This is a genomic window from Pseudomonas sp. GNP014 (genome assembly GCF_054344005.1).
The window spans coordinates 4,537,021-4,551,995 of the sequence record NZ_JBTGUS010000001.1 but is presented as its reverse complement, the minus strand read 5'-3'; the positions used below and the strand labels follow the sequence as shown (position 1 = coordinate 4,551,995).

Annotated in this window: 18 protein-coding genes; 9 read left to right on the top strand and 9 right to left on the bottom strand. The window is 61.2% G+C overall.

All coding sequences use genetic code 11. The annotated features are described in order from the left end of the window. Positions 1-38: 38 nt before the first annotated feature. Positions 39-356: an ElaB/YgaM/YqjD family protein gene (locus tag ACXX9E_RS20480; protein WP_123469003.1), complete on the bottom strand. Its 318-nt coding sequence runs from the start codon at positions 354-356 to the stop codon at positions 39-41. Positions 357-509: 153 nt separating this feature from the next. Between ACXX9E_RS20480 and ACXX9E_RS20475 the strand changes: the two genes are divergently transcribed. Further along, on the top strand, positions 510-764 hold the full coding sequence (locus ACXX9E_RS20475) for a hypothetical protein (protein WP_038363082.1): 255 nt from the start codon (positions 510-512) through the stop codon (positions 762-764). A gap of 6 nt (positions 765-770) precedes the next feature. On the opposite strand, the gene ACXX9E_RS20470 is transcribed toward ACXX9E_RS20475, so the two are convergent. Continuing rightward, complete coding sequence (locus ACXX9E_RS20470; RefSeq protein ID WP_447807439.1) at positions 771-1,685, bottom strand: LysR family transcriptional regulator; 915 nt, start codon at positions 1,683-1,685, stop codon at positions 771-773. An 84-nt stretch (positions 1,686-1,769) separates the two neighbouring features. Here ACXX9E_RS20470 and ACXX9E_RS20465 point away from each other — a divergent pair, with 84 nt between their 5' ends. After that, positions 1,770-2,693 (top strand): carbon-nitrogen hydrolase family protein, encoded by a 924-nt coding sequence (locus ACXX9E_RS20465; protein WP_458556065.1) that lies wholly within the window; start codon positions 1,770-1,772, stop codon positions 2,691-2,693. 21 nt (positions 2,694-2,714) lie between these two features. Here ACXX9E_RS20465 and ACXX9E_RS20460 read toward each other — a convergent pair whose 3' ends face one another. The 4 genes from ACXX9E_RS20460 to ACXX9E_RS20445 form a co-directional block, all read right to left on the bottom strand. After that, positions 2,715-3,266, bottom strand: coding sequence for a GNAT family N-acetyltransferase (locus ACXX9E_RS20460; RefSeq protein ID WP_267801850.1), 552 nt, complete (start codon positions 3,264-3,266; stop codon positions 2,715-2,717). 52 nt (positions 3,267-3,318) lie between these two features. Then, positions 3,319-3,792: an LEA/WHy family protein gene (locus ACXX9E_RS20455; RefSeq protein WP_128613710.1), complete on the bottom strand. Its 474-nt coding sequence runs from the start codon at positions 3,790-3,792 to the stop codon at positions 3,319-3,321. A gap of 65 nt (positions 3,793-3,857) precedes the next feature. Further along, positions 3,858-5,324 (bottom strand): nucleobase:cation symporter-2 family protein, encoded by a 1,467-nt coding sequence (locus tag ACXX9E_RS20450; RefSeq protein WP_186746877.1) that lies wholly within the window; start codon positions 5,322-5,324, stop codon positions 3,858-3,860. Positions 5,325-5,599: 275 nt separating this feature from the next. Then, a complete protein-coding gene (locus ACXX9E_RS20445; RefSeq protein WP_123468991.1) occupies positions 5,600-6,493 on the bottom strand; it encodes a LysR family transcriptional regulator in 894 nt (297 codons plus the stop codon). Between the two features lie 99 nt (positions 6,494-6,592). Here ACXX9E_RS20445 and ACXX9E_RS20440 point away from each other — a divergent pair, with 99 nt between their 5' ends. The 7 genes from ACXX9E_RS20440 (at position 6,593) to ACXX9E_RS20410 (ending at position 12,370) form a co-directional block, all read left to right on the top strand. Then, positions 6,593-7,684, top strand: coding sequence for a polyamine ABC transporter substrate-binding protein (locus tag ACXX9E_RS20440; protein ID WP_186746882.1), 1,092 nt, complete (start codon positions 6,593-6,595; stop codon positions 7,682-7,684). Between the two features lie 18 nt (positions 7,685-7,702). After that, complete coding sequence (gene speB, locus ACXX9E_RS20435) at positions 7,703-8,662, top strand: agmatinase (RefSeq protein WP_123468989.1); 960 nt, start codon at positions 7,703-7,705, stop codon at positions 8,660-8,662. Between the two features lie 176 nt (positions 8,663-8,838). Further along, a complete protein-coding gene (locus ACXX9E_RS20430) occupies positions 8,839-9,555 on the top strand; it encodes a helix-turn-helix transcriptional regulator (protein WP_123469197.1) in 717 nt (238 codons plus the stop codon). Positions 9,556-9,608: 53 nt separating this feature from the next. Then, positions 9,609-9,950 carry a nuclear transport factor 2 family protein gene (locus ACXX9E_RS20425; protein WP_123468987.1) on the top strand — a complete coding sequence of 114 codons (342 nt, stop codon included), beginning with the start codon at positions 9,609-9,611 and terminating at the stop codon, positions 9,948-9,950. Between the two features lie 22 nt (positions 9,951-9,972). Further along, complete coding sequence (gene zapE / locus ACXX9E_RS20420) at positions 9,973-11,091, top strand: cell division protein ZapE (RefSeq protein ID WP_186746886.1); 1,119 nt, start codon at positions 9,973-9,975, stop codon at positions 11,089-11,091. An 18-nt stretch (positions 11,092-11,109) separates the two neighbouring features. Beyond that, positions 11,110-11,691, top strand: a complete 582-nt coding sequence (locus ACXX9E_RS20415; RefSeq protein WP_186746888.1) for a DinB family protein — start codon at positions 11,110-11,112, stop codon at positions 11,689-11,691. A gap of 181 nt (positions 11,692-11,872) precedes the next feature. After that, positions 11,873-12,370 (top strand): GNAT family N-acetyltransferase, encoded by a 498-nt coding sequence (locus tag ACXX9E_RS20410; protein WP_186746890.1) that lies wholly within the window; start codon positions 11,873-11,875, stop codon positions 12,368-12,370. An 85-nt stretch (positions 12,371-12,455) separates the two neighbouring features. Here ACXX9E_RS20410 and ACXX9E_RS20405 read toward each other — a convergent pair whose 3' ends face one another. From ACXX9E_RS20405 to ACXX9E_RS20395, 3 genes are all read right to left on the bottom strand, one after another. Continuing rightward, the gene (locus ACXX9E_RS20405; RefSeq protein ID WP_186746892.1) at positions 12,456-12,665 is read right to left on the bottom strand and encodes a hypothetical protein; all 210 of its coding nucleotides are present in this window, start codon (positions 12,663-12,665) and stop codon (positions 12,456-12,458) included. A gap of 174 nt (positions 12,666-12,839) precedes the next feature. Further along, positions 12,840-14,588 (bottom strand): phosphoethanolamine transferase CptA, encoded by a 1,749-nt coding sequence (locus tag ACXX9E_RS20400; protein WP_458556064.1) that lies wholly within the window; start codon positions 14,586-14,588, stop codon positions 12,840-12,842. 193 nt (positions 14,589-14,781) lie between these two features. After that, positions 14,782-14,961: a DUF6026 family protein gene (locus tag ACXX9E_RS20395; RefSeq protein ID WP_123468977.1), complete on the bottom strand. Its 180-nt coding sequence runs from the start codon at positions 14,959-14,961 to the stop codon at positions 14,782-14,784. Between the last annotated feature and the right edge of the window lie 14 nt (positions 14,962-14,975).

The window sequence follows — 14,975 nt, the reverse complement described above, 5'->3', positions numbered from 1 at the left end:
CGAGCCCTGAGGCTCGCCTTTCGTTGTCTGCCCGTTGCTTAACGGCGGCCCAGCAACAAGCCGACTACCAGACCGAAACCGGCCGAGATGGCCACGGTCTGCCACGGATGGCCGCCGATGTAGTTCTCGGTGGCATCGACCGCCGGTTTGGTGCGATCGCGCACGCTCGATACCGAGTCCAGCGCCTGCTGCAGTTTCACAGCGATTTGTCCGCGCAGGGTTTCCGCTTCTTCGCCGATCAGTGAAGCGCTGCTTTTGAGCAGTTTGTCCGACTCTTCGATCAGAGCCTGAAGTTCGCTGAAGGCTTGATCCTTGATTTGGTCTTCGGCAGCTTGCACGGCGGATTTCCGGGCCATTGGGTGACTCCTTGCAGTTGAATGGACAGTGATCAATGGAGTATGGCGGTACTTGAAAAGTTGCACCGAATTTCTCCTGGAAGAAAAACCAGCGCCGGAGATTTACACCAAGCGTGTAAGATGTCGCCATTTTACGCAGCAGGATAATTCCCCATGAGTTTCAATCTGGCCGACAAATCCCTCGCCGAGCGCGCCGCGCTGGAAGACGAGAAATCCCGTCTGTTCGAACTCTGGCAGAACAATCTGGGCAAAGCCAAAGGCGAAGCCGCACGGTTGTTCGGTGAACGTGCCAAGCGCAAGGGGAAGTGGGCCGAATGGGTCCGCGCGGAACTGGACGGCATGTCGCCACCAGAGTTCGCCAACATGGTACGCAGTGAGGTCAACCGTTTGATGGCTGCCAACAAGTAAGCAGCCTTAATCGCGGGCGAAACAGCGAACAATCGCTTCACGCACTTTCACCACCACCGGGTCGGTCTGGGCGTTGGTGCGCCAACCCAGTTCAATCGGATAACGCGGCAAGGCCAGTGGGCAGGGCAGCACGCTCAGCCCACTGAGCGCCGCGATGCTCCGGGCTGCATGTGCCGGAATCGTCGCCACTGCCTGACTGCCCGTGAGCAGATACGGCAGCGCGGCAAAATGCGTGGTCGAGGCACAGACGCGTCGACTCAGGCCCAGCGCGGCCAGGCCCTCATCGGTAATGCCGATAAAGCCGCCGGACGACACCAGCAGGTGCTCGCGGGCGACGAACGCCTCCAGGTCCATTTGCGGCTGGCCGGGCACCAGACTCGCAGGATCGACCAGACAGGCATAACCGCCTTCACCCAATACCTGACGGCTAAGCAGACGTTCGGCAAAGCCGCCAGCGGTGATCGCCAGATCAAAATGGCGCTCCATCAGCGCCCGGCCGACGATCTGACTGTGGGTCTGACGGAAAATCAGCCGCAGTTTCGGCGCACTGTGGGCGATTTCCTCGATCAGGCGCCGGCCGTAGGCAATTTCGAAATCATCCGACAGGCCGATCGTCACTGAGCGGCCCTCGTAGTGCTCGGTGGTCGGGTCGATCATGGCCAGGCTCTGCCGACACTTGTTCAGTGCCTCGCTGACCACCGGTTTCAACTGATCGGCCTTGAGCGTCGGCGCCAGTCCGCGCCCGGTGCGCACGAACAATTGATCACCATAGACTTCACGCAAGCGGCGCAATGCCGCGCTGACGGCCGATTGGGTGACGCCCAGCCGCAGCGCCGCGCGGCTGGCACTGGATTCTTCATGCAGGGCTTCGAAGACTTTCAGCAGATTGAGGTCGACGGCAGCGATATTCATTTGGCTCATATCATTCAGCAGTGAACGGGGCTTTATTCATGATCGCGTGGCGCCGGACAATCAGCAACCTCTGAACCTGATGGAGTCACGGCGATGCCCAAATCAATTGTTGCTGCCTTGCAGATCGGCGCCTTGCCCGGTGGTAAAGGCGAAACCCTGGAACAGATCCTGAGCTGGGAAACCGCGATTATCGAATCCGGCGCAGCCCTGGTGGTGATGCCCGAAGCGTTGCTCGGTGGTTATCCGAAAGGCGAAGGCTTCGGCACGCAACTGGGCTATCGCTTGCCGGAAGGCCGTGAGGCTTATGCGCGGTATTTCGCCAACGCGATCAATGTGCCGGGCGCCGAAACCGAGGCCTTGGCCGGTCTGTCGGCGCGCACCGGCGCCCATCTGGTCATTGGTGTTATCGAACGTGCGGGCAGTACGTTGCATTGCACGGCCCTGTTTTTCGATCCGCAAGCCGGGCTGCTGGCCAAGCACCGCAAGCTGATGCCGACCGGCACTGAGCGCCTGATCTGGGGCAAGGGCGACGGCTCGACGCTGCCGGTGCTCGACACCCAGGTCGGCAAGCTCGGCGCGGTGGTGTGTTGGGAAAACATGATGCCGCTGCTGCGCACGGCGATGTATGCCAAAGGCATCGAAGTGTGGTGCGCGCCGACGGTGGATGAGCGGGAGATGTGGCAGGTCAGCATGCGTCACATCGCCCATGAGGGCCGCTGTTTTGTGGTCAGCGCCTGTCAGGTGCAGGCGTCGCCGCAGGCTCTGGGGGTGGAGATTGCGAACTGGCCGGCGGATCGTCCACTGATTGCCGGTGGCAGCGTGATCGTCGGGCCAATGGGCGATGTGTTGGCCGGGCCATTGCGTGGCGAGGCCGGGTTGTTGACCGCCGAAATCGACACCGATGAACTGGTTCGCGCCCGCTATGACTATGACGTGGTCGGCCATTACGCCCGACCGGATGTGTTCGAACTGTCCGTTGACGAGCGAGCGAAACCCGGCGTGCGCTTCACCTCATGATTTGCCGCTGGCCGCAGACCTTCAGGGGGTGCGCTGTTGCAGCCATTGCTCGCGGGTGATTTCCCAGATTTCCCGAGGCAGGCGGCCGGCGACAAAATCGTCTTCATCGGTTCGGATCAGGCGCATGCCGGCGCGCTCGGACAGCCTGCGCGAGCCGAGGTTCGGCGCGGCTTTCGGCACGCGCATCAGCGGGCGATTGAGCGTTTTGAACCAGTAATCGGTTACCGCCACGCTGGCTTCAGTCATCAAACCCTGACCTTGCCACGCCGGCGCCAGCCAGAAGCCACGATGATTGTCTGGTTGATCCATCAGGCTGATAGCGCCGATCAACTGTTGCGGTGCGCGCTGGAGGCGAATCGACCAGTGCCACTCCTGGCCCGCCGCCACCGCTGGCAAGGCGATGTCACGCAAATAGCTGAGCGCACCATCCTCCGGGTAGGGCCAGGGAACGGCAACGTTCAGATAGCGCACGACCTCCCAGTGCGGGAACTGGCGTTGCACGGCTTCGGCGTCCTCCAGTTGCAGTGGGCGCAGGATCAGCCGTTCGGTGTACAGCGTCGGTGTGTCTTCCATAAACCAGCGGCCTCCATGAGTGTTCTGGACGAACGCGCAGGCTAGCGCATTTTTACCAGGTCGCGGCACTGGCCTTGGGCAGGCTGAGCTTGCCACTGTCGACGAAACGCATGGTGCCGAATAAACCGCCGGCAAGTTTGCCGTGCAGCACGTAGGGCAGGTTATCGAGGGTTTGGGTCTGGCTCAGGCCCAGGGTCTGGCGCAACACCGAGAACGCGGAAATGCTCACCGGCACGCTGACGATGGTTTCGGAAAAACGCGGGATCGAACCGCTCTGATCACTGACCCCCGACGCCAGTGAATGGCCGTTGACCTCCAGATCCAGGGCAATGCCGTTGTAGTCGATGGCGGTTTCGTTGGGGTTCTGCACGCGCAACTTGATCGCGAAGCGCACTTCCAGATCCTGGCTCGGCAACGGTTCGAGGCCGACCACGTTGATGTTGACCGGATCGCGGTTGGGAAACAGCGCGCAGGCACTGAGGGACAGCAGGAGCAGTGACAGAATGACAGCGTGGACGCGGCGCATAAGCGGTCTCTCAACAAAAAAGGGCTGAACCGTCGCCGGCTCAGCCCTTTTTCAAGGCGTAGCGTTCAGCGGTTCAACTGTGCGACAGCCACAGGTTGGCCAGGTTCACCTTTGGCCGCAACATCGGGGTTTTCCATGACCTGAAGAATAGAAGCTTCCGGGTCGAAGTCGTCTTCTTCCAGCTCGATGAATTCTTCTGGCAGAAAGATGTTCAGCACGATTGCGCACAATGCGCCGACGGTGATTGGCGATTCGAAGATGTTGCGCAGTGCCTGTGGCAGTTCGCGCAGCACTTGCGGTACGGCGGCGATGCCCAGGCCCATACCGATTGAGATCGCCACGATCAGCATGTTGCGCCGATGCAGGCCCGCCTCGGCGAGGATCTTGATCCCGGCCACCGCCACGGTGCCGAACATCACCAGCTCGGCGCCGCCGAGCACCGGTTTCGGCATCAGTTGCAGCACCGCGCCAATCATCGGGAACAGCCCCAGCAGCACCAGCAGGCCGGCGATGAAAAACGCGACGTATCGACTGGCCACGCCGGTGAGCTGGATCACCCCGTTATTCTGCGCAAAGGTCACCATCGGCATGCTGTTGAACACGGCCGCCATGGCCGAGTTCAGGCCGTCGGCGAGCAGGCCGGATTTGATCCGGCGGATGTACAGCGGGCCTTTGACCGGTTGCCGCGAGATCATCGAGTTGGCCGTCAGATCGCCTGCGGCCTCCAGCGGCGACACGAGGAAAATCACCGCCACCGGCACGAACGCCACCCAGTCGAAGTTGAAACCGTACTTGAACGGCACCGGCACGCTGACCAGCGGCACCTCGGGCAGGCTGGCAAAATCCACCGTGCCCATCAGCCACGCGACCACGTAACCGAGGGTCAGGCCAATGACGATGGCACCCAGACGCAGGAAGGGCACATCGACGCGGTTCAGCACGACGATGGTGCCCAGCACCAGTGCCGCGAGGAACACATGGCTGGCTGCGCCGAGATCCGCTGCACCGAAACCGCCAGCGATGTCGGTCATCGCCACTTTGATCAGAGACAGGCCCATCAGGGTGATGATGGTGCCGGTGACCACCGGGGTGATCAGCATGCGCAATTTGCCGATGAACTGGCTCAGCACCACCTCGATAAACGCGGCGAAAAAACACACGCCGAAGATCGTCGAGAGGATTTCATCGGTGCCGCCGCCCCGCGCCTTGACCATGAACCCGGCGCTGAGAATCACGCTGATAAAAGAGAAACTGGTGCCTTGCAGGCACAGCAGGCCCGACCCGACCGGGCCGAAACGTTTGGCCTGCACGAAGGTGCCGAGGCCGGAAACGAACAGCGCCATGCTGATCAGGTAGGGAATTTCGCTGTGCAGGCCGAGGGCACCGCCCATGATCAGGGTCGGCGTGATGATGCCGACGAAGCTGGCCAGTACGTGTTGCAGCGCGGCGAACACAGTGGCGGTGAGGTGCGGGCGATCGTTGAGGCCGTAGATCAGGTCGTTGTTGCGCGGGGTTTTTTCAGAGGCGGTCATGGTGGTTTGCGTGCCGCGAGGCGGGGCCGGGTCAGAAAATGGAGGCGCAGGATGCCGGAAGCGGTCGGCGAGGGCAACGAGCAATAACTGCCTGAAAGGTCAGGTTTTATTGGGGGAGGTGCTTATCGGCCCAACCTGACACACCGCATTGTGGCGCGGGAGCGTGCTCGCGCTCGGCGGCGCAGCAACCGTAAATGGGTGCATGGCTGAAAAAAACCAGGGGCCGCTGCGCAGCCCGGCGCAAGCAAGCTCCCGCGCCGCACGGGGGCTGTGTGTCAGGAGAAGGCCGCGAGCAAATCCTCCTCAAACGCCTTTTGCGCATCCCCCGGCACCTGTGCGCGATGCCGGGCCAGATGAAACGCCACCTCAAAACTCAACTCTCCTTCACGTACCGGCCGCAACAGGCCTCTGTCTTGCCAGCTGCGCGCATAGTGTTCGGGCAGATAGCCCACGTGTTTGCCGGACAGGATAAAGGCCAGCGTGCCTTCCACCTGTTCCGAGCGCGCCGAACAGACCTTGCCCTGAAACGGCTCGTCACTGCGCAAAAAACGGTACGGGTGATCGACCCGGTCACAGGCGGCCAAGGCCTCGTCGCCGGGCGAAGCGTCGGTGAATAACGGGTGCCCCGGTGCACAGTACAAATGCTGGGTTTCACTGAACAACTGGCGATAGTCGAAAGCGCTCTGTGCCTGAGAGAAGTAACCGATCGCCAGATCCAGCCGTTGTTGCAGTAACAGGCGCTCCATCTCACCGGGCATCGCGCTGATCAGCTCGATGCGCACCGATTCGTCGCGTTCGCGAAAACGCCGGATCGCCACAGCCACGCGTTGCAGCACGGATTGATCGACCGCCTCGGAAATGCCCAGTCGCACCTCGCCAATCAGCCGCCCGGCGACGCCGTTGGATTGATGGCGAAAGGTTTCGATCGACTCGAACAGGCTACGGATGGCAATCAACAATTGCTCACCCTTGGGCGTGACGCTGAAACCCGCCTTGCCACGGCTGCACAGGCGATAGCCCAGGCGCGTTTCCAGCCTGGCCATTTGCTGGCTGATGCTCGACTGGCTCAGGCCCAATTCACCTTGCGCGGCGCTGAATCCGCCGCACTCGACCACGCTGACAAACAGGCGCAGCAACTGCAGATCAATATCGTGAAGCTGGCCGAGCATCACATTACTCCGGGGTAAAGTCAGGATAATTATTTCGCTATTTTTCTAATGTATCCGAAGGCGCATCCTGCCACCACTTCCTCCGGTCAGGTGTTCGTCATGGCTCCCGTGTTCAAGCTGTGTTTCCCCGCGCTGTTGTTGTCCGTGGTCATCCATGCCCAGGCCGAGGACAAAACCCTCAACCTCTACAGCTGGGCCGATTACGTGCCGCCGCACACCCTGCAGCGTTTTGAGCAGGAGACCGGCATTCACGTGCGTTACGACACTTTCGATACCTCCGAGGTGCTGGAAACCAAATTGCTCACCGGTGGCAGCGGTTATGACGTGGTCGTGCCGTCCTCCACTGTGTTGGCGCGCGGATTGGCTGCCGGCGCGTTGAAAGAAATCCGCCACGACGGACTCAAGGGTTACGCCAATCTGGACCCGGATCTGCTGGAAAAGCTCGCCGCCGTCGATCCCGGCAATCGCTACGGCGTGCCGTACACCTGGGGCACGCTCGGCCTGGGCATGAACGTCGAGGCGGTGAAACAGCGGCTGCCAGATGTGCCGCTTAACAGTCTCGACCTGCTGTTCAAGCCCGAATACGCCAGCAAGCTCAAGGATTGCGGCATTGCCATTCTGGATTCGCCGCAGGAAGTCATCGGCCTGGCACTGCATTACCTCGGGAAAGATCCCTACAGCACCGAGCGCAATGATCTGGCCGCCGCCCAGACGCTACTGCAGAAATTGCAGCCGTCAGTGTTGTACGTCGCCACCGGCCGGCAGATCAACGATCTGGCCAGCGGCAACGTGTGTCTGGCGCTGACCTATAACGGCGACGCGAGCATGGCCGCCGATCAGGCCCGTAAGGCCGGCAAGCCGTTCGATGTTGCCTACCGTATTCCACGGGAGGGCACGCTGGTGTGGCAGGACAACCTGGCCATCCCCAAAGACGCGCCGCACCCGGACGCTGCGCGAGCATTCATCGAATTCATGCTGCGCCCCGACTCGGTGGCCGAGCTGACCAATACGCTGTTCTTCGCCACCGCCAACCAGGCCGCGACGCCGCTGGTGGATGAAGCCGTGCGCAGCGACCCCGACATCTACCCGCCGGCCGCCGTGCGCGAACGGCTGTACGCCGACCGCAGCATGAGCCTCAAGGACATGCGTCAGCGCACCCGTTTGTGGACCACTTTCCGTAGCCATCAATAACACCAGGAGTGAACCGAGATGGACGTGCCCATGCAAAACGATCAGGCCATCACGCGCGACAGCCTCTACGGCACTGCCGCCGAAAGCACCTACGCCGGGATCACCAGTTTCATGCGCCGACGCTACAGCCGCGACTTGCGCGGCGTTGACGTGGCGGTCAGCGGTGTGCCGTTCGACACCGCCACCAGCAACCGCCCCGGCGCGCGTTTCGGCCCGCGCGGGATTCGCGCGGCGTCCACCGGGATTGCCTGGGAGCGCCACTGGCCGTGGACGTTCGATCCGTTCGATCATCTGGCGGTGATCGACTATGGCGACTGCGACTTCGATTACGGTTCGCCGCACAGCATTCCAGAAAGCATCGAAGCCCATGCCGAACACATCCTCAATGCCGGCAGCGCGATGCTGACCTTCGGAGGCGATCATTTCATCAGCTATCCATTGCTCAAGGCGCATGCACGCAAGCATGGCACGCTGTCGTTGATCCACTTCGATGCACACAGCGACACCTGGCCGGACGAGGCGGGCAAACGGGTCGATCACGGCACCATGTTCTGGCACGCGGCGCGGGAAGGGTTGGTCGATCCGGCGCGCTCGGTGCAGATCGGGTTGCGCACGACCAACGACGATCACATGGGATTTCAGGTGCTCGATGCGCGGCAGGTGCATCGGCGTGGCTGCGAGGCGATTGTCGAGGCCATCCGCGCCCGGGTGGGCGATAACCCGGTGTACCTGACGTTCGACATCGACTGCCTCGATCCGGCCTTTGCGCCAGGCACCGGTACGCCGGTGTGCGGCGGCTTGAGTACGGTGCAGGCGCTGGAGATTCTGGGCGGTTTGCGCGGGATCAATCTGGTCGGCATGGACGTGGTGGAAGTGGCCCCGGCCTACGATCATGCCGACCTGACCTCACTCGCCGCAGCGACCCTGGCGATGGAAATGCTCTGCCTCTATGCGGCCCGACACAAAGTCGACGTCTGACACCCTGTAGAGACGGGTACATCCTTTACACCTGTTAAACGTAAAGGATGTAGCCGGTCTTTATCCCCACTGCCTGCTTCCACCACTGAATGCCGTTGTTCATCCAGGCTCCTGCCATTTCCTGGCACCAGCCTCTGCTAAGCTGCGCGCACCTTTCCGTGCAGAGCCTGAACATCGTGTCGCGTACCACTCGTCTTTTGACTTTGCTGCAGGTTTTGCGCGGCAAGAAACGTGCGGTGACCGCCGCGAGTCTGGCGGCCGAGCTGGAAGTCTCCGAGCGCACGCTCTATCGCGACATCGCCGAGCTCACCGCGCTCGGTGCGCCGATTCATGGCGAGGCGGGCATTGGTTATGTGTTGCGCAGTGGTCTGTTTCTGCCACCGCTGATGCTCAATGCCGACGAGACCGAGGCCATCGTGCTGGGGCTGCGTTATGTCGATCAGCGTGGCGACGAGGTCTTGGGCAAGGCCGCCGCAGACGCCTTGGCCAAGATTGCCGCAGTGCTCGATCCGCAGGCCCAGGAGGCGCTGCGCAATCCGACGGTGATGCCAGGACCGCCGGGTTACGGGTTTCCTCAGAATGCCGTGGCGTTGAATGTGTTTCGTCACGCGATCCGCGATCAGGCCAAGTTGCATATCGACTATGCCGACGCCCGCCAGATGCCCAGCCAGCGACTGATCTGGCCATTAGCGCTGGGGTTTCTCAATGAGGTGCGGATCATCGTCGCCTGGTGTGAGTTGCGCAGCGCCTACCGTACGTTCCGAACCGACCGCATCAGCGCTGCCAGTGCGCAGGGCGAGCGCTATCCGGGCCGACGCAGCGATTTGCTGCGCACTTGGCGCGAGCAAATGAAACTGGATGAAAGCGGACGCTTCACTGCTGACAAAAACTGACGCAGGGCTGCTTTAGGATGGCGCCAGAACCCGACAAAAAAGGAGCTGCAATCATGTCCCATCCCGTCTCTACCCTGGCCCCGGCCATCGCGGCGTACCTCGACGCGGCCAACGCGCGTGACACCAGCCGCGTCGCCAGTTTCTTTGCCGAGGATGCCAACGTGTTCGATGAGGGTCAGCATCAGGTTGGTCCACGCGCCATCGCGCAATGGATGCAGGACACTGCGCAACGCTATCAGCCTCGGGTCGAGGTGCTGGACGTCCAGCAGCGCACCGGCAAGGTGCTGGTACACGGCCTGATCAGCGGAACGTTTCCTGGCAGTCCGGCGCAATTGCGCTACACGTTCCGTCTCAACGAACAGGGCAAAATCGCGCGGCTGGATATTTCCCTGTAGCCATCGTGGCATACTGCCGCGCATGACTTTCGACTCTCCGCTCAGCGCCTGGCAGCACGCCATCGAACACAAGGGCTTCATCCAGGATGAGGCGCAGGAACATGCCGTGTTCGCCCTGCAAAAATGCCATGAAGCCCTGCACGCCGGTGCCCGTTCGGTCACCGGCGTTTATCTGTGGGGGCCGGTCGGGCGCGGCAAGACCTGGCTGATGGACCAGTTCTATCAGAGCCTGCGGGTGCCAGCGCGGCGTCAGCATTTTCATCACTTCATGGGCTGGGTGCATCAGCGCTCGTTCCAGTTGACCGGGATCGCCGATCCGCTGCGGGCACTGGCCAGGGAACTGGCAGCGGAAGTTCGTGTGCTGTGCTTCGATGAGCTGTTCGTCAATGACATTGGCGATGCGATCATTCTCGGCCGCCTGTTTCAAGTGATGTTCGATGAAGGCGTGGTGGTGGTCTGCACCTCCAATCTGCCGCCGGACGAGCTGTACGCCGATGGCTTCAATCGCGACCGGTTTGTCCCGGCGATTGCGGCGATCAAGGCGCATATGCAAGTGGTTGCGGTCAACGGTGCCGAGGATCATCGCCTGCACCCGGGGGCGATCGAGCAACGCTACTTTGTCGCCACGCCTGGCTCGGCCAGCGCCTTGGGCGATGTCTTTCAAGCCCTGACGGCCGGGCAAACGGCCCATCCGGAACCGGTGGCGGTTGGTCATCGTGTTCTGGACGTGGTGCAGGCCAGCGAGAGCGTGCTCTGGTGCCGCTACGCCGACCTCTGCGAGCAGCCTTTTGCCGCGATGGATTTCATCGCGCTGTGCGACAACTATCGGGCTATTCTGTTGGGCGACGTGCCGAACCTCAGCGCTCGCAAACGCGAGGGGCGCATCGCCCGCGGTACCGAGGACGGAGCCGAGCGGGTCGTGGCGGGCGACCGTGAGCTGCCGCAATTGTCGGTTCATGACGACGGTGTGCGGCGTTTCATCGCGCTGGTCGACGAGTGCTACGACCGCAAGGTGCCGCTGTTTGTCGAGGCACAGGTGCCCATGGACGCGTTGTATACCGAGGGTTATCTGGAGTTTCCGTTCCGCCGAACCCTCAGTCGCTTGCAGGAGATGCAGTTGCAACGCTTCGCCGAAGCCTGAAGTGAGGAGGGCGCAATCATGCCGCAACCGCTGTCCCACCATCTGCTGACCCAGGCCTATCAGAATGCCTGGGCCAATCACCGCCTGGCCAAGGCCTGGTCGCAACTGCCCGACACCGAGCTGGCAGCGCCGCGAGTGAGCTTCTTCCCGAGCATTCGTCTGACCCTCAATCACATCCTCACCTGCGACTGGTTTTACGTCGATGCGCTGGAACGTGAGCTACGAGGCGCCGAGCCGCATCCCGATTGCTACGTGTTTTTCAATCAGGACGAGCCCTTCACCGACGCCGCAGCACTGCATGAGGAGCAGACCCACGTTGACCGGCGCCTGATCGCCTATTGCGAACAACTGCGCGATGCCGATCTCGGCCGGATCGTCACCATCGCCCGCGACACGCCGCAGCACGACAGCCGCTTGCGCCTGCTGTCGCATCTGTACGAACACCAGATTCATCATCGCGGCCAGGTGCATGCGATGCTCAGTGGTACATCGGTCAAGCCGCCGCAGCTGGACGAGTTTTTCTGCGCCGGTGAGGCCCGGCTGCGGGCGCAGGACTTTGCCGAACTGGGGTGGACGGAAGAACTGATCTGGGGCCATTGAATGGCACGGCACAAAGCCCAAGATCGGCGCATGCGGCAGTGCTTGCAGGTCACACGGTGCAGGCGCTGCCGAATCTTTGGTTTTTTATAATTGCCGACCTGCACACGTCCGCGTTAAGGTCGAGTCAGCCTTTCAGCCCGCCCTTTGCGTGCCGGGGCTCATCATGTGTTTGGGGATGGAAATGGATTCCGCAGAAATTCTTGTACTTCAGGCCAGTTACAGCAATCCACTGCACGCCGAAGCCATCGGCATTGTGCTCAATCATTACGCCGAAGACCCGATGGGTGGTGGTCAGCCACTCGATCCCGACTTGCTGCGTCGATTGCCCGCAGAACTTGCCCGCCGTCCGCACGCCTTCAGCGTGCTGGCGTTCGTGGGCGGTGAGCCGGCCGGGTTGGTGAACTGCTTCGAAGGATTTTCCACGTTCGCCTGCAAGCCACTGGTCAACGTGCATGACGTGGCAGTGGTGAGTCAGTTTCGCGGTCTGGGGCTGAGCCAGAAAATGCTGCGCAAGGTCGAGGAAATCGCCCGCCAGCGTGGCTGCTGCAAGATCACCCTGGAAGTGCTGGAAGGCAACGCCGTAGCCCAGAATGCCTACAGCAAGTTCGGTTTTACGCCGGGCATGTTCAACCCCGATCACGGGCGCATGCTGTTCTGGATCAAGACTCTGCAGGCATAAAAAAAGGCGCCCGCCATGGGCGCCCAACTGTCTTCTCCCGGGCCAGAGCGGAGCCACGGGAGGTCCATCGGTTGCTCGGTAAACCTCAGTTGCGATAAGACTCGGTGGCTTGCGCCGTCTGATCGGCGGGAACGCGAATCTCTCTGGCGTCGGCGTCGTTCGCCTGCGCGCTTTGCGTGGTGTGGACCGGGAAGTGGTCGAAGTAGTGACGCATGCGCTCGGCGCCGCCTTCGGCAAAGGCGCTGGCTGATCCGAGGGCAAGCAGCCCGGCAAGTAATACGGTGGTGATTTTCATGGTGCCTCCTACTGAACAAGTCGGAGCCGTTCATCCATGAAACAGAACTCGGGACTGAGTCTGTGGGCGGTTAATTAACTCGGGGTTAACACCGTTGACGGGAGGGGTAAGGCGCAGGAGAGGGCGGGGGCTGCGAGCATGAAAAAGGGGCCGGTTTCGGCCCCTTTTTTCGGGTTACTTCTGGACGATATCCGCCGGGGCGGGATCGGCTTTTTTCGGCTTCATCAGGCTGAAGTCGATCAGCGAGCGCTGTTCCGTCTGATACGGATCGCCGATCAGCAAAGGGCGAGCCTTGAAACTGTCACTGACCAGGCTCTTGCTGCGGTCCAGCTCATCGAAGTTCAGCCCGGCCATGTCGGCCCAGGTGTGGATCAGGTGCGAGCTGCTGTAAGGACGATCCAGGTCCGCCGCGAAGTTCCAGTCATGGTTCTCGCGCCATTTCGGCGAAGCCCAGGCCATGAACGGAATGGTGTACATCGGTGCGGTCGGCTTGTTTTCGTTACGCCCCAGGGTGTTGTGGCCGACCGAGTCGAACACGTCTTCACCGTGGTCCGACAGGTACAGCAGGAAGCCGTTCGGATCGGACTTTGCGTAATCCTTGATCAGACTCGACACGACAAAATCGTTGTACAGCACGGCGTTATCGTAGCTGTTGTAGGTCGGGACCTGGTCGTCACGCACACCGGCCGGTACACCGTTGCGATCCTGGAACTTGTCGAAGCTCGGCGGATAGCGGTACTGGTAGCTCATGTGAGTGCCGAGCAGGTGCACGACGATCAATTTGCGCTGCGCCGGATCGTTCAGGGCCTTGTTGAACGGCTCGATCACGTCGCCGTCGTACTGGGCGGCGTTCTGGTTGCGGTTGTTGTTCAGGTACACCTGCTCGTCGGCCTGTTCGGAGAAGGTCGTGAGCATGGTGTTGCGCTTGGTCATGGTCTGCTGGTTGGTGATCCAGAAGGTCTTGTAACCGGCCTGTTTCATCATGCTGACCAGCGACGGCGTCGTCAGGTACAGATCCGGGTGTTCTTCGTCAGCGAAGGTCAGCACCTGCTGCAACGCCTCGATGGTATAGGGGCGCGGGGTGACGACGTTATCGAATACCGCCAACTGATCCTTGAGCTTGTCCAGTTCCGGCGTGGTTTTACGCGGATAGCCGTAAAGGCTCATGCGCTGACGGTTGGTCGATTCGCCGATCACCAGCACCAGGGTCTTCGGCTGATCGGCCGAGGCATCCTTGAGGTTTTTCAGCGGCGGGATCTTGCTCACGTTGTGCAGCATGCCCTGCATGTCGGCGAGGGTATCCAGATAACGGTGATAGGCCACGGCCATCTGCCATGGCACGGCTGGCTCGATGCGGGTTTCGAATTTCTCGAAGCCTTGTGCGAAGGAGCCCATGCGTATCGTCTGTTTGACCAGCGGGTAGCCGACCACGGCGATGACGATGGCGACGGCCGCCACCAGAGCGCGACCACGGGGCATGTACACCGGACGCAAGCGAGTCCACAGGAAATAGGCGAACGCGGTATGGGCGAGGAACGCGACCACCATCCACCAGGCAAAATACTGAGTCATGTATTCGCCGGCTTCGGACACGTTCGACTCGAACATGATGAAGATGACGCTCTGGGAGAATTCCTGCTGATAGATGAAGAAGTAACCCAGACTGGCCATCGAACAGGCCCACAGCACCAGGCCGATCAAGGCGGCCAGCAGTTTCGTGCGCTTGGGGAACAGCAGCATCGGTGCCAGCCAGAGCGCGCTGGTGAAGAACGCTTGGCGGAATCCGCTGAAGCCGGAGGTGCCGGTCAGCTGGATCAGCAGTTGGGTGATGCCGGAAAAATACCAGAAGAATACAAACAGCCAGATAAAACCGGCCCAGTCGAAATCTGTCGCAGTCGTTTTGCTGCGTTTGAACAATGCCATTCGGCGCTCCAGCTGACTCGTTTACAACCACCGCCGGGACATTCATAAAGCCGACGAACGAAGGCCATACGCGAAGGTACGGCCAGAATGGAGGCGGAGTATTACGAAGAGAATGTGAAAGTTTTGTGAGTTGGCGAAAGCGGCCGGGGTAGAGCGTAGGGAACCGCGGTGGCGGTTCCCGAGAAAAGAGGGATCAGGCGTGTGGGTGACGCTGAACGACCGGCACCGGTTTCGACTGCAGGCCGTGGGCCATCTGCAGTTGGGCCAGTTCCTGCTTCAACTGGTCGCGCTCGTCTTTCAACTGACGCAATTCATCGCGACGGATTGTCACGTACAGGGTTTGTGGCGGCATTGCTGTGTGTACTGTGCCCATTGCTCACCTCGCAA

Coding starts and splice junctions, on each gene's coding strand:
- ACXX9E_RS20480 (WP_123469003.1), bottom strand. CDS start 356: ATGGCCCGGAAATCCGCCGTGCAAGCTGCCGAAGACCAAATCAAGGAT.
- ACXX9E_RS20475 (WP_038363082.1), top strand. CDS start 510: ATGAGTTTCAATCTGGCCGACAAATCCCTCGCCGAGCGCGCCGCGCTG.
- ACXX9E_RS20470 (WP_447807439.1), bottom strand. CDS start 1,685: ATGAGCCAAATGAATATCGCTGCCGTCGACCTCAATCTGCTGAAAGTC.
- ACXX9E_RS20465 (WP_458556065.1), top strand. CDS start 1,770: ATGCCCAAATCAATTGTTGCTGCCTTGCAGATCGGCGCCTTGCCCGGT.
- ACXX9E_RS20460 (WP_267801850.1), bottom strand. CDS start 3,266: ATGGAAGACACACCGACGCTGTACACCGAACGGCTGATCCTGCGCCCA.
- ACXX9E_RS20455 (WP_128613710.1), bottom strand. CDS start 3,792: ATGCGCCGCGTCCACGCTGTCATTCTGTCACTGCTCCTGCTGTCCCTC.
- ACXX9E_RS20450 (WP_186746877.1), bottom strand. CDS start 5,324: ATGACCGCCTCTGAAAAAACCCCGCGCAACAACGACCTGATCTACGGC.
- ACXX9E_RS20445 (WP_123468991.1), bottom strand. CDS start 6,493: ATGCTCGGCCAGCTTCACGATATTGATCTGCAGTTGCTGCGCCTGTTT.
- ACXX9E_RS20440 (WP_186746882.1), top strand. CDS start 6,593: ATGGCTCCCGTGTTCAAGCTGTGTTTCCCCGCGCTGTTGTTGTCCGTG.
- speB (WP_123468989.1), top strand. CDS start 7,703: ATGGACGTGCCCATGCAAAACGATCAGGCCATCACGCGCGACAGCCTC.
- ACXX9E_RS20425 (WP_123468987.1), top strand. CDS start 9,609: ATGTCCCATCCCGTCTCTACCCTGGCCCCGGCCATCGCGGCGTACCTC.
- zapE (WP_186746886.1), top strand. CDS start 9,973: ATGACTTTCGACTCTCCGCTCAGCGCCTGGCAGCACGCCATCGAACAC.
- ACXX9E_RS20415 (WP_186746888.1), top strand. CDS start 11,110: ATGCCGCAACCGCTGTCCCACCATCTGCTGACCCAGGCCTATCAGAAT.
- ACXX9E_RS20410 (WP_186746890.1), top strand. CDS start 11,873: ATGGATTCCGCAGAAATTCTTGTACTTCAGGCCAGTTACAGCAATCCA.
- ACXX9E_RS20405 (WP_186746892.1), bottom strand. CDS start 12,665: ATGAAAATCACCACCGTATTACTTGCCGGGCTGCTTGCCCTCGGATCA.
- ACXX9E_RS20400 (WP_458556064.1), bottom strand. CDS start 14,588: ATGGCATTGTTCAAACGCAGCAAAACGACTGCGACAGATTTCGACTGG.
- ACXX9E_RS20395 (WP_123468977.1), bottom strand. CDS start 14,961: ATGGGCACAGTACACACAGCAATGCCGCCACAAACCCTGTACGTGACA.